A 14,057-nucleotide genomic window follows, 5' to 3' on the forward strand; every position below is an offset into this window, starting at 1 on the left:
TTTGCCTATGACGTTGCCAATTGCTGCTGGTCCAGCTTTTCGGGCGTATATTCGGGTACCAGCTTGGCGACGACTTGCATCATGGCACTGCGATCCCCGATCCGAATGAAGGCGTCGAGATCGTCTATCGTTTGTCGCATATCGGACCAGGGCCAGAGTTTTTCTTGCGCGCGGAGAATTCGAGGATGATTTGTCGGCTCGGGATTGTCCCCGATCAGCAGTTCTTCGTAAAGCTTTTCGCCGGGACGAAGGCCGGTCTCGACGATTTCGATATCGCCATCGGGGTCGTCCGCATCGCGGATGCTGAGGCCCGACAGCCGGATCATGCTGCGCGCGAGATCGAGGATCTGGACCGGTTGCCCCATGTCGAGCACAAAGACCTCGCCGCCCTTTGCCATGGCCGTTGCTTGGATGACGAGCTGTGCTGCCTCCGGAATCGTCATGAAATACCGGGTGATGTCGCGATGCGTAATTGTTATCGGGCCACCGGCCGCGATCTGTGCTCGGAAGAGCGGCACCACAGATCCGCTGGATCCGAGCACGTTCCCGAACCGAACCATGCTGAAGATGGTTGGACTATCCCGCTCTTCGCTGGCGCGTGCCTGGAGGATGAGCTCGCAGACCCGTTTCGAAGCGCCCATGATGTTCGTCGGCCGCACCGCCTTGTCGGTGCTGATCAGGGTGAAGTTCGCGACGCCGCATGCCTCGGCGGCTTCGACACTATGGAGGGTACCCATAACATTGTTCCGCATGCCCGATACCGGATTCGCCTCCACTAGCGGGACATGTTTGTAGGCGGCAGCGTGGAATACCGTGTCGGGTCGATGGTGCCGGTAGACCCGCATCATCGTCGAGCGTTCGGCGACATCGGCGAGTTCAAGCGCCAGCGATACATCGTGCCCAGCGGACCGAATATAGGTCGAGAGCTCCTGTTCGATCGCATAAAGGGCGAACTCCGACTGTTCGAGCAGAATCAGCTTTTCGGGGTGGCATCGCAGAATCTGCCGGCAGAGTTCGCTACCGATCGAACCGCCAGCGCCCGATACCAACACCGTCTTCCCGACGATCGTTTTGCCCATCAGCACCTCGTTGGGCGCCACCGCTTCGCGGCCGAGCAACTCGTCGATCTGGATTTCGCGCAGATCACTCACGGTGACCGAGCCTTCGATGATATGCGTCAGGCTGGGAAGCGAGCGAACATAGGCATCGGTCTTTTGCAGCCGTTCGATGATCTCGCGGCGGCGCGTCCGCGAGGCGCTGGGTATGGCGAGAAGCACCTCATCGACGTCGGTGTCGGCTAGAATGCCTTCCAAACGGTGCGAACCAAAAACCGGAATCCCGTCCAGTCGCTGTCCATCCAGACGCAGGTCATCATCGACGAAGCCGACGAGATATACCTGCGATTCGTGGCGGAGCGAAAGCGCGAGTTGCTGGCCTGCGCGCCCGGCGCCATAGACGAGCACGCGGCGTGCCTTGCTCGAGACGATGTTGAGGAGATCGAGCAAGATAAAGCGTATCGTGATCCGGCTCGACGCGAGCAGCATCAGGAAGATGATCGGGTGCAGAATCGCAAGGGTGCGCGGCACCACGGGCCACCGAAAGATCACGAAGACGACGAGAAGCGGGATCGTCAGTATCGCGCAGGCCGCCGCGAGGCCTGCAACTGTCCGGGCACCCGAGAAGCGTATCAGCGAGCGATACACGCCGAGCATGAGTGCGATCGGATACCAGAACAGCAGCGCTACGGCTGCAAAGCTCGAAACGGGCGCCGAAAAGAAGCTCCAATTACCGACGCGGAGCGAATAGGCGATCCACACGGCAATGACGCATAGCGCGCCATCCATGAGTGCGGCGATAAGCCGCCGCTCGTTGCGCGTCTGGTTGAGGACGAGCTTAACGATCCGCGCGGGCACGACCCGCCATCCCTGCTCGTGCCTCATCAAATCGTTCCAGCCCTTTATAGCGCGAAATCCATGCGATCTTGCTGTCGCATATGGGTCTTTTCCCGCGCGACATTAGCAAATGCGGCAATAAATTCAATCAGCAGGCCGCCAAATATCGTGCGCGACGCCCGTCGCGGCTCGACCTATTTTGCCAAGGGGAAACCGTCGGGGTTGTCAGACTGCCAGCGCCAAGATGACAAGCACATGGCATCGAGGTCAAATTTTGGCTTCCAGCCAAGCAGCCGCTCCGCCTTGTCGGTCGCGGCATAGCTGCTCGCGACGTCTCCCGGTCGGCGCGGGACGATATCGAAGGGAATGGGCCGGCCGCAGGCGCGGGCATAGGCATCGACCAACTCCCTCACCGTGATCGACGTACCGGTGCCGACGTTGATTGCCTCGCAGCCTTCCACTCCGCCCGAAAATTCTAGTGCTGCAAGATGCGCGGCGGCGAGGTCGACGACGTGGATATAGTCGCGTTCGCCGGTGCCGTCGCGCGTGTCGTAATCGTCGCCGAAGATTGACAGCCTCTCGCGCCGACCGACGGCGACCTGTGCGACGAAGGGCATCAGGTTGTTGGGGATACCCTGTGGGTCTTCGCCGATGCGGCCCGATTCATGCGCGCCGACGGGGTTGAAATAGCGAAGCAGTACGGCCGACGCCCCGGGCGTGGTGAGCGTCCAGTCGCGGATGACCTGTTCGGCCATGGCCTTCGTTCGACCATAGGGATTCGTCGGGGCGACCGGATGGACCTCGTCGAAGGGGAGATATTGCGCTTCGCCGTAAACGGTCGCCGACGACGAGAAGACGATGCGTCCGCACCCGGCGGCGTCCATTGCGCCGAGCAGGTTCATCGATCCTGTGACATTGGTCCGGTAATAGCGAAGCGGAATGTCGTTCGATTCGCCGACGGCTTTCAAACCAGCGAAATGGATCACGGCGTCCGGAGCGAAATCGGCAACCGCGCGGGCCAAGGCCTCCTCATCGCAAATATCGCCCTCGACGACTTCCATGTCGCAGTTCGAAAGCTGGCGCACGCGTGCAAGCGCGACCGGCGAGCCGTTGCTGTAATTGTCGAAGACGCAGACCTCATGTCCTGCGGCGAGCAGGGCAATGAGTGTGTGGCTGCCGATATAGCCGGCACCGCCGGTGACGAAGACCTTCATGCCCGCTCCTGTGCCGCGCGGCTGGCCGAAGATCAACCGGTTTGATCGCTCACGGCCTTCGCGGGGCCGAGAAAACGCGGCGTTAGGTGGGTAAAGAGAGGGAAGGATGCGGCCATTTGTGCAATCCGGCATGGACGCTTGCAATCGCGGCGGACCCACTCGACATAAGGGACAGGGAGCCCATGATGGATTTCGCTTTCGACAATAGTTTTCATGGAAGCATGGAAGGTTTTTACGCGCCCGCCGAGGCGGCGAAACCTTTGGCGCCCCGGTTGCTCGCGTTCAATCACGCGCTGGCGGAGCGTTTGGGGGTCGATGCATCGGGCGCGAGCGACGAACAGATTGCGCGCATCTTTTCGGGTGAGGAACCTCCCAAGGGAGCGAACCCGCTCGCACTTGCCTATGCCGGGCATCAGTTCGGTCATTTCTCGCCGCAGCTCGGCGACGGTCGGGCGTTGTTGCTCGGCGAAATTGTTGCGCCGGATGGCGCGAGATTTGATCTGCAACTGAAGGGATCGGGGCCGACGCCCTTCTCACGCAATGGCGACGGTAAGGCAGCGATCGGTCCGGTGCTGCGCGAGTTTCTGGTCTCGGAAGCGATGGCCGCGATGGGCGTGCCGACGACCCGCGCGCTTGTCGCGGTCGCGACCGGCGACCGCGTGCAGCGCGAGCGCGCGCATCCCGGCGCGGTACTGACGCGCGTCGCGAGCAGCCATATCCGCGTCGGAACCTTCCAGTTCTTCGCCGCCCATTTCGGCGTCGATCATGTCGTGCAGCTGTCCGACTACAGCATTCGTCGGCACTTTCCCGATCTTGCCGAGGCAGCAAACCCGCATCTCGCGCTGCTCGACCGCGTCATCGGGCTTCAGTGCGAGCTGGTCGCGCACTGGCTCGGCGTCGGCTTTATCCACGGCGTGATGAACACCGACAATGTCGCGATTTCGGGCGAGACGATCGATTATGGGCCATGCGCCTTCATGGACCGCTTCGCCGCCAACACCGTCTTCAGCTCGATCGACGCCAACGGCCGCTATGCCTATGGCCGCCAGCCGCAGATCATGCACTGGAACATGGCGCGCTTCGCCGAGGCGCTGCTGCCCGCGATCCATCAGGTCGATGCGACCGACGTCGAGACCGCGAAGGCGCTGGTTGCCGAGGTTCCGGGCCGGTTCGCGGCGATCTGGCACGCAAGGTTGCGGCGCAAGCTCGGACTCAATGAGTCGCATGACGGCGACAGCGCGCTCTTCGATACGCTGTTCGGCGAACTCGAGCGACATCAGGTCGATTTTACTCTCTTTTTCCGCGGGCTCGCGGCGATGCTCCGCGGCGACGGGACGAAGCTCGAGGCGCTGTTGCCCGACGCAGACGCGATGGTGGCGTGGATCGCCGACTGGTGGGCGCGGCTGGCGCGCGAGACCGATGCGCCGCTCGAACGCGCCGACGCGATGAATGCGGTGAATCCGCTATACATCCCGCGCAATCATCTGGTCGAGGCGGCACTCGGCGCGGGGGAGGAGGGCGATCTGACCGCCTGGCTCGAACTGCTCGATGTCGTGCGGCATCCGCATGTCCAACGTGAGGGGCTGGCCTTGTTCGAGGCGCCGGCGCCGGCCGAATTCGGTCCCTATACGACCTTTTGCGGCACCTGACCGGCGGTACGGAACGGGCGGCCGCGCGGGAAGCGCCATGCGTTCCCATTCAGGCGTCAAGAATAGCCGTGGGCTACGGCATTCTTTATTTTTCAACCGGTCAGCGATAGGGCGGCCCCATGAGACCGATCCGCAAAGCCGTTTTTCCCGTCGCCGGCCTTGGCACGCGCTTTCTGCCCGCGACCAAGGCGATCCCGAAGGAGATGCTGCCGGTGGTCGACCGCCCGCTGATCCAATATGCGGTCGATGAGGCGCGCGAGGCCGGGATCGAGCAGATGATCTTCGTCACCGGGCGCGGCAAGAGCGCGATCGAGGATCATTTCGACGTCGCTTTCGAACTCGAGAAAACGATGTCGGAGCGTGGCAAGGATCTTTCGGTACTGGGGCCGACGCGGCTCGGCCCCGGCAATTGTGCCTATGTCCGCCAGCAGGAGCCGATGGGCCTTGGCCATGCCATCTGGTGCGCGCGCGACATCGTCGGCGATGAGCCTTTCGCGATCTTCCTGCCCGACGAGTTCATGCACGGCTCGCCGGGCTGCATGAAGCAGATGGTCGACGCCTATCACAAGGTCGGCGGCAACCTGATCTCGGTTCTCGAAGTGCCGCACGAACAGGTATCGAGCTATGGCGTGATCGCGCCCGGCAAGGCCGATGGCGCGCTGACCGAGGTCACCGGCCTCGTCGAGAAACCGAAGGTCGAAGAGGCGCCTTCGAACTTGATCATCTCGGGCCGTTATATCCTCCAGCCCGAGGTGATGCGCGTCCTCGAAGGTCAGGAGAAGGGTGCGGGCGGCGAAATCCAGCTGACCGACGCGATGGCGACGATGATCGGAAAACAGCCGTTCCACGCCGTTACCTTCGCCGGCGCGCGCTACGACTGCGGATCGAAGGCCGGCTATATCCAGGCCAATCTCGCGGTCGCGCTCGAACGGCCCGACATGGCCGCCGAGGTCCGCGCCTTTGCGGTCGATTTGCTGGCCAATCAGTAGTCCGTTCCTGATCCGGCAGACCGCTCACGGCGTCGGCGCGGGTTGAGCGGCCGTCCGGCAATTGCTAGGGACGTCGCCCCTATTCAGCAGAGGAATAAGCATTGCCCGAAGCAGAAGCGCAGCAGGCGGCGCCTGAGAAGATCACGGTCGTCGGCACGGGCTATGTCGGCATATCGAACGCCGTGCTGCTCGCGCAGCGCAATGCGGTGGTCGCGCTCGACATCGACCCGCGCAAGGTCGAGATGCTGAACGCGCGCCAGTCGCCGATCGCCGATCCCGAGATCGAGGAGTATCTCGCGGCGCGGCCGCTCAACCTGACCGCGACGACCGACCGCGAGGCGGCCTACGCCGGGGCCGATTTCGTCATCGTCGCGACCCCGACCGACTATGACCCCGACAATAATTATTTCAACACGGGCACCGTCGAGGCGGTGATCGCCGACGCGCTGAAACTGGCGCCGCAGGCGCTGATCGTGATCAAGTCGACGATCCCGGTGGGCTTCACCGAGCGGATGCGCGCCGAGACGGGATCGGACGCTATCGTCTTTTCGCCTGAATTCCTCCGCGAGGGCCGCGCGCTTTACGACAATCTCCATCCCTCGCGGATCATCGTCGGCAACACCCATCCGCGCGCACGCGATTTCGCGCAGCTGCTGCTCGAAGGGTCGCTGAAGCCCGAGACCGCGGTCCTGCAGACCGGAAACACCGAGGCGGAGGCGATCAAGCTCTTCGCGAACACCTATCTCGCGATGCGCGTCGCTTTCTTCAACGAACTCGACACCTATGCCGCGGCGCACGGCGTGGATTCGCGGCAGGTGATCGAGGGCGTGTGTCTCGATCCCCGGATTGGCAGCTTCTACAACAATCCGTCGTTCGGCTATGGCGGCTATTGCCTGCCCAAGGACACCAAGCAGATGCTGGCGAACTACAAGGACGTACCGCAGAATCTGATCGCCGCGATCGTATCCTCGAACACGACGCGCAAGGATTTCATTGCGTCGGAGATCATCAAGCAGCGCCCGCGCGTCGTCGGCATCCATCGCCTCGCAATGAAGGCGGGATCGGACAATTTCCGGGCGAGCAGCATTCTGGGGGTGATGAAGCGGGTCAAGGCGAAGGGCATCGAGGTCATCGTCTATGAGCCGCTGATCGAGGAGGAACATCTGTTCAACTCGCGCGTCGTCCGCGACCTTTCCGCCTTCAAGCGCGAGGCCGATGTCATCATCGCCAACCGCGTGACCGACGAGCTCGCCGATGTCGCGGACAAGGTCTACAGCCGCGACTTGTTCGGCGCCGACAGCTGAGGCTTCCGCCGGGCGGCTGCGGACTCGGACCGCCGCAACGCGGGGAACTGTCCCATCGCCGGAGAGTTGGCTGTGAAACAGGGGAGATTCGGGTTGCACAGCCGCGCCTCGCAAGCCACAAAAGCGCATCGGTCGGGACATGATGCGTCATATTGAAAAACCTTGCGAATTTAACGGTTCGTCGCTGATGCGACGGCGGCGGTTGCTGATCCTGTCGGCGTCGCTGTTCGGGCTTGCCTGGTCGGGCGCGGCGGTCGCGCAGCAGGGCGAGGTCGCGCCGCCGGCGGTTGTGCCGACCGTGGCGCCGGCGGTGGAGCAGCCCGAGATCGCGGCTCCGACCCCGCCGCCGCCCGAAGCGCAGCTTCCTGTCGTCGAGCCGATCATTTCGGACGAGGAGTTCAAGTCCGCGATCCCGCCCATCAGTGCCGAGGATGATCCCGAACTCGACAAGCCGCTCGAATCGATCGCCGAGTTCGAGCGGCGCCAGGCCGAGGCGGCGAAGGCGAAGGACGGAACCTCAGCGACCGCTGCCGGGGGGACGCCCACGGCCGTGCCGAAGGTGGGTGGGACGCCGGTGCCTGCGCTCGCCGACGGCGATGCGGTCGAGGTGATCGGCGACGCGCCGGTCAACGACGCCGAACTTGCCGCGCCGCTGCCGCCGCTCGACAGTTTCGACGTCACGCCGGTCGAGTTCGCCGAGCCCGAGGACAAGAACGAGACGCGGACGATCCAATATGCAGTGAAGGTCAACGGCCTGGCCGCCGCCGACGACAGTACCGACGCCGATCTGGCCGACCTGTTCGGCGACCTGTCGGCGCTCTACGACGGCGACGGCAAGGCCGATAATTTCGCGATGCTGCGCGCGCGCCTCAGCGCCGATTCGGAGCTGATGTCGCGGATTTTGGCGTCCGAGGGCTATTATGACGCGGTCGTCGAGACACGCATCGACCGCGGCGAGGCAGGCGAAGCGGGCGCCGACGCCGCCGCAAGCCGCGCCGCCGCGCGCAATCGGTCGATCACGGCGGTGATCGATGTGAAGCCGGGGAAACGCTACACCTTCTCCGACATCGTCATCGACGCGCAGCCGACCGTCCCGCCGGCGCTGATCAGCGACAATTTCCCGCTGGCGGTCGGCGAGCCGATCGTCGCGCAGCGGGTGCAGGGCGCCGAAGCCGCGATCGCGCTCAAGCTGCCGCAGGAAGGCTATCCTTTCGCGAAGGTCGGGCAGCGCGACATATTGCTCGATGGCGACACGGGCGAGGGCGTCTATACGCTGCCCGTCGATATCGGCCCGCGCGGCCGCTTCGGCGGCATCGAGACGACGGGCAAGCTCGCCTTCGATGCCGAGCATGTCGCGGTGCTCGCGCGCTTCAAGCGTGGCGATCTTTACGACAGCCGCATGACCGATGATCTCCGCCAGGCGCTCGTCGCGACGGGGCTGTTCGCGACGGTTTCGGTCGAGCCGCAACAGACCGGCGAGAGTGTGGGTGACGGCACCGAATATGTGACGACTCTCGTCACCCAGCAGGCAGGGCCGCCACGCACGATCGCAGCGAGTGCGGGCTATGGTACGGGGCAGGGCATCCGGCTCGAGGCGAGCTGGACGCACCGCAATCTCTTCCCGCCCGAGGGCGCGCTGATCGGCCGGGGGGTGCTGGGCACCAACGAGCAGGGGGTCAGCGCGACCTTCCGCCGCTCGAACGCCGGACGCCGCGACCGCACCTTCGAAGTGGTCACCGAGGCGACGCGGAGCCGCTATGATGCGTTCAACGCGATCACCGGCCGCGTCGCCGCGCGGATCAGCTATGACTCGACCCCGATCTGGCAGAAGAAGCTGACCTATGCCTTCGGCGCCGAACTGATCGCGACGCGCGAGGATGACTATGACTTCACGCTCGGCAAGCGGACCTATGACTTTTACACGATTTTCGGGTTGAACGGGCAGGTCGGGATCGACCGGACCGACAGCCTGCTCGATCCGACCAAGGGATTTCGCGTGCTCGCGCGTCTCGAGCCGGAGGGGTCACTCGCGGGCCGTTTCTCGCCCTATGCGCGGACGCAGATCGACGCGAGCGGCTATTACCCGGTGACCGACAATATTGTGCTCGCGGGCCGGGTGCGGGTCGGGTCGATCGTTGGCGCGGCGCGCGAACGGCTCGCGCCGTCGCGGCGCTTCTATGCCGGTGGTGGCGGATCGGTGCGCGGCTTCGGCTATCAGCAACTCGGCCCCAAGGACCCGAACAATGACCCGATCGGCGGCCGCAGCCTCAACGAGGCGGCGGTCGAGGGGCGCTATCGCTTCGGCAATTACGGCATCGTCGGTTTCGTCGATGCGGGACAGGTCTACCGCGGCTCGACCCCCGATTTTTCGAACCTGCGTTTCGGCGCGGGGATCGGCGGGCGCTTCTATACCAATTTCGGGCCGATGCGCCTCGATATCGCGACCCCGATCGGCCGGAAGCCCGGAGAGGCGCGCGTCACCGTCTATGTCTCGATCGGGCAGGCCTTCTGATGGCCGAAGATGCGGTGATTGTGACCGAAAGCGCGAAGGCGAGGCCTTCGCTGGCTCTCAGGGTCGCGAAATGGATCGGCATCGCGTTGCTGGGCCTGATCGCGCTGCTTGCGCTGTTCCTCGTCGGGCTGAACAGCGATGCGGGGCGGCGTTTCGTCGCGACGCAGGTCGAGAAATACGAGTTCGAGAACGGGATGAAGATCGGCATCGGCCGACTCGACGGGTCCTTATTCGGCGAAATGGTCGTGCGCGACTTCACCCTGTCGGACCCCAAGGGGGTGTTCGTGCGCTCGCCCGAGCTGCGGATCGACTGGCGGCCTTTCGCCTTTCTATCGAACCATGTCGATGTGCGATCGGCGACCGCGAAGACGCTGGTGGTCGAGAAACTGCCGACCTTCAAGCCGGTCCCCGATACCGGCGAGCCGTTGCTGCCCGACATCGACATCGACGTGCGGACCCTGCGTGTCGACCGGCTGATCTTCGAGCCGGCGATCACCGGCGAGCGGCAGCTCGCGACGCTGAGCGGCAAGATCGCGATCGCCGACCGCCGAGCACAGGTCACAGCGAACGCCGAAACGATCGGAGAGAAGGCGAAGGGCGACAAGCTCGCGCTCGTCCTCGACGCAGTGCCCGACAAGAACCGCCTGGCCGCGACGCTCGATCTCAACGCCCCGCAGGGCGGCGTGCTCGCGGCGATGGGCGGGTTCACCGCGCCGCTGACCGCGAAACTCGGCGGGCGCGGCGACTGGAAGAAATGGGACGGTTCGCTGACCGCCAACCTCGGCACCGACCCGCTCGCGCGGCTGGCACTGACCGCGCGCGACGGCACGTTCGCTGTCAAGGGCACGACGCAGGCGTCGCGGCTGCTCCGCGAGGGACCGGCCGCCTCGCTGCTGAGCCGCGAGACCGCGGTCGATCTCACGGCGCGGCTCGACAAGCGCAAGGCCGGCCTCGACGGGCGGCTGTCGTCGGACGCCTTCCGGCTCGGCATCAGCGGCGGGGTCGATCTTGGCGAGAGCCGTTACGACGCGCTCCAACTCGCCTTCGTGCTGCTGCGTTCCGATGCGCTCGCGCCGAATTTTCGCGGTAACGGCCTGCGCGCGAATGCGAAGCTCGATGGCGCCTTCAACCTGCCGACGGTCGAATATCAAGTGAACGCCAACGCGCTTGCCTTCAACGACATCATCGTCGAGACGCTGAGCCTCGGCGGCAAGGCGCGGGTCGATGCCGATCAGATATATATCCCCGTCGCAGGCCGCGCCGCGCGCATTCGCGGTCTCGATACCGTCGCAGGCGGGACGCTGGTGCAGGTGCGGCTCGACGGCGATCTTGCGTACAAGGACGGGCGCATCCTCAGCGACAACCTGCGTCTGCGCTCGCCGCGAATCGACGCGAAGGCGATCGTGATCGCCGATTTGAACAAGGGCTTCTACACCGGCGCGATTGACGGGCGGGTCAACGACTATCGGATCGAAAGCGTCGGACTGTTCGACATCGACAGCAATGCCGATCTGAAGACCGCGCCGCGCGGCGGATTCGAGATCGTCGGCAAGGTGCGCGCGCGCTCGACCAGACTGTTCAATTCGGGCGTGCGCGATTTTCTGGGCGGCAATGCGGTTGCAAGCAGCGACGTGCGCTATGGGACCGACGGGATCGTCCGCTTCGCCAATCTGCGCCTCTCGGCACCGCGGCTGCGCGTCACCGGCGGGCAGGGAAGCTATGCGCCGAACGGGCAAATCCGGCTCGCGGCGCGGGCGCATTCGACCGATTATGGCCCGGTCGGCGTGCAGGTCGCGGGAACGATCAGCGATCCGCACGCTTTGGTGACTGCGGACCGGCCAGGCCTCGGTATCGGCCTCGCCAATCTGGTCGCGAAGATCAACGGCGCGCCGAACGGCTATCGCCTCGCGGCGACCGGCGACACCGATTACGGCCCGCTCGCCGCCGATGTCGTGCTGTTGACCGCGGCGGGGCCGCTGACCATCGACATCGAGCGCGGCGACCTGTCGGGGATCGGTTTCCACGGGCGGCTCGTCAAGAGTGCTGCGGGGCCCTTCGAAGGCCGGCTCGATGCGTCGGGACAGGGGCTCGGCGGGCTCGTCCGGCTGAGTGGCGAAGGGCAATATCAGGCTGCGGCGATCAATGTGCGCGCGAACAACGTCGTGCTGCCCGGCCCCGCGAAGCTCGCGGTCGGATCGGCGATCGTCGATGCCGACGTCGTCCTCTACGATCATCCGCGCGTCGTTGCAGATATCCAGATCGCCGACACCCAGATTCGCGCCTATGACATCGCGGTCGGACGGGTGAAGATCGACTATCGCGACGGACGCGGGCAGGCGCAGGCGCTCGTCGAGGGAACCAGCGGCGTGCCGTTCCGCATCGCCGCCAATGCCGATCTGCAACCCGAGCTGTGGCGCGCGTCGGTGCAGGGCCGCGCAACCGGGGTCAATTTCCGTACCGTCTCACCCGCGCGGATCATCCCGCACAAGGAGGATTATGAGCTGCTCCCGACGACGATCGACCTCGGCCGCGGCAGCAGCGCGCGGCTCGCGGGGCGGTTTGGCGAAGGGATCATGCTCCAGAGCCGGCTCGACCGCGCGAACATGGCGATCATCAACGCGGTCTATCCGGGTCTCGGGCTCGGCGGGCGCGCGACAGGCAGTGTGGATTTCGCACAGGCGAACGCCGACGCTTTCCCGCGCGCCGACGCGCGGCTGACGATCAGTGACTTCACCCGCACCACCGCGGCGACGGTCAGCCAGCCGGTCGACATCAATTTCGCCGGCAAGCTGCTGAGCGACGGCGGCGAAGCGCGCGCGGTGATCCGCAAGCGCGGCAGCGTGATCGGGCGATTACAGGCGTCGCTCCGTCCGCTCGGTCCCGGCGCAGGCGATTGGACGACCCGGCTGCGCGCCGCACCGCTGAGCGGCGGGCTGCGCTACAACGGCCCCGCCGATACGCTCTATTCCTTCGCGGGGCCGGCGGGACAGGGGGTTTCGGGACCGGTCGCGGTGGCCGCGGATTTCAGCTGCCGGCTTGACGATCCGTGTCTGAACGGTGTGATCCGCGGCAACGGCATGACTTATGAAAATCAGGCCTATGGCACCAAGCTTACCAATATGGTCGTAAACGGGCGCTTCACCGGCAACCGGCTCGAGATCGAGAAGCTCACCGCGACCGCAGGCGACGGCAACATTGATGCGAAGGGCTATATCAGCCTGTCGCAGGCCGATGGCTATCCGATGAGCATCAGCGCGACGCTCGACAACGCGCGGCTCGCGCGGAGCGACAATATTGCCGCGCGCGCGACGGGTACGCTAACGCTCGAAAAGGTCGCGGGACAGACTGCGCTGCTGTCGGGCGATCTCCGCTTGCCGGAGACACGCTATCGCATCGTGCGCGAAGGCGCGGCAAGCGTGCCGGTCCTGACCGGGGTACGGCGCAAGCCGCCGACGGGGCGCCGGCGGGTCAGCGGCGACGGGCTGGCGGCGGTCGGCGGCAGCCTGTTCGACCTGATCCGCCTCGACATCCATTTGCGCGCGGGCGACGAAATCTATGTCTCCGGCATGGGGCTCGAGTCCGAATGGCAGGCCGACATCCAGCTGAAAGGAACCACGGTCGATCCGCGCGTCACCGGGCAGATCGAACTGGTGCGCGGCACGCTGGGCTTTGCCGGCCGTTCGTTCGAACTCGAGGAAGGGCGCGTGACCTTTCCGACCGGCGACGCCTATGATCCGGCGCTGCAACTGCTGGCGAGCGACACGTTCGACAATGTGACGGTGTCGGTGAACGTGTCGGGCCGCGCGAGCAATCCGCAGGTCAGCTTCTCGAGCATCCCCGGCCTGCCGCAGGACGAGATCGTCTCGCGCATCCTGTTCGGCGATTCGATCACCTCGCTGTCGCCGCTGCAGGCGGTGCAGCTTGCGGCGTCGCTCAATACGCTGAGCAGCGGTGGCGGCGGCCTGAACCCGCTCGGTGCGCTGCAATCGGCGGCGGGAATCGACCGGCTGCGCGTTCTTGGCCCTGATGATACGACGGGCCGCGGCGCGGCTCTCGCGGCGGGACAATATATCACCAAGGACATCTATCTGGAGGTCATCACCGACGCGAAGGGCTATACGGCGACGCAGCTCGAGATCAGCCTGACGCGGGCGCTGTCCCTGCTGAGCCAGGCGGGCGGGTCGAACCAGACCAATGTCAGCATCCGCTATCGCAAGGATTATTGATGCGCCGCTTGGCTTTGATGCTGCCGTTGCTGCTTGCCGCGTGCCATAAGGAGCCCGCCTTCGACGAGCGCTATGACAAGGCGGCAAAGGAGATAGAGGCGCGCGCGAAGACGATGGACGCCGACATTGCCGAAGCCGCAAGGGCCGCCGCGGCGACCGATCCCGAAGCGAAACCCTTGCCAGCCCCTGCAAGGCCCGCTAACGCGCGTCCGTCATCTGGGGAGTAGCCAGCCGTCCTGCGGGACGGGCCGCCGCGTCAACATACTCGGTC

General features: G+C 65.0%; 8 protein-coding genes. 6 read left to right on the plus strand and 2 right to left on the minus strand.

Annotated elements, in window-relative coordinates; translation table 11 throughout:
* Positions 1 to 5 precede the first annotated feature (5 nt).
* Positions 6 to 1,940 carry a polysaccharide biosynthesis protein gene (locus ACE3SL_RS11455; RefSeq protein WP_374525862.1) on the minus strand — a complete coding sequence of 645 codons (1,935 nt, stop codon included), beginning with the start codon at positions 1,938 to 1,940 and terminating at the stop codon, positions 6 to 8.
* A 146-nt stretch (positions 1,941 to 2,086) separates the two neighbouring features.
* The gene (galE, locus tag ACE3SL_RS11460; RefSeq protein ID WP_374525863.1) at positions 2,087 to 3,106 is read right to left on the minus strand and encodes a UDP-glucose 4-epimerase GalE; all 1,020 of its coding nucleotides are present in this window, start codon (positions 3,104 to 3,106) and stop codon (positions 2,087 to 2,089) included.
* Between the two features lie 185 nt (positions 3,107 to 3,291).
* Between galE and ACE3SL_RS11465 the strand changes: the two genes are divergently transcribed.
* From ACE3SL_RS11465 to ACE3SL_RS11490, 6 genes are all read left to right on the plus strand, one after another.
* The gene (locus ACE3SL_RS11465) at positions 3,292 to 4,755 is read left to right on the plus strand and encodes a YdiU family protein (RefSeq protein ID WP_374525912.1); all 1,464 of its coding nucleotides are present in this window, start codon (positions 3,292 to 3,294) and stop codon (positions 4,753 to 4,755) included.
* Between the two features lie 119 nt (positions 4,756 to 4,874).
* Positions 4,875 to 5,744, plus strand: a complete 870-nt coding sequence (gene galU / locus ACE3SL_RS11470) for a UTP--glucose-1-phosphate uridylyltransferase GalU (RefSeq protein WP_374525864.1) — start codon at positions 4,875 to 4,877, stop codon at positions 5,742 to 5,744.
* A gap of 101 nt (positions 5,745 to 5,845) precedes the next feature.
* Positions 5,846 to 7,048: a nucleotide sugar dehydrogenase gene (locus ACE3SL_RS11475; protein ID WP_374525865.1), complete on the plus strand. Its 1,203-nt coding sequence runs from the start codon at positions 5,846 to 5,848 to the stop codon at positions 7,046 to 7,048.
* 187 nt (positions 7,049 to 7,235) lie between these two features.
* A complete protein-coding gene (locus tag ACE3SL_RS11480; protein WP_374525866.1) occupies positions 7,236 to 9,560 on the plus strand; it encodes a BamA/TamA family outer membrane protein in 2,325 nt (774 codons plus the stop codon).
* On the plus strand, positions 9,560 to 13,786 hold the full coding sequence (locus ACE3SL_RS11485; protein WP_374525867.1) for a translocation/assembly module TamB domain-containing protein: 4,227 nt from the start codon (positions 9,560 to 9,562) through the stop codon (positions 13,784 to 13,786). Before ACE3SL_RS11480 ends, ACE3SL_RS11485 begins: the two co-directional genes overlap by 1 nt.
* Positions 13,786 to 14,013 (plus strand): hypothetical protein, encoded by a 228-nt coding sequence (locus ACE3SL_RS11490; RefSeq protein ID WP_374525868.1) that lies wholly within the window; start codon positions 13,786 to 13,788, stop codon positions 14,011 to 14,013. The genes ACE3SL_RS11485 and ACE3SL_RS11490 overlap by 1 nt, the downstream gene beginning before the upstream one ends.
* The last annotated feature ends 44 nt before the right edge of the window (positions 14,014 to 14,057 follow it).

The organism is Sphingopyxis sp. (assembly GCF_041916015.1).
GTDB lineage: Bacteria > Pseudomonadota > Alphaproteobacteria > Sphingomonadales > Sphingomonadaceae > Sphingopyxis.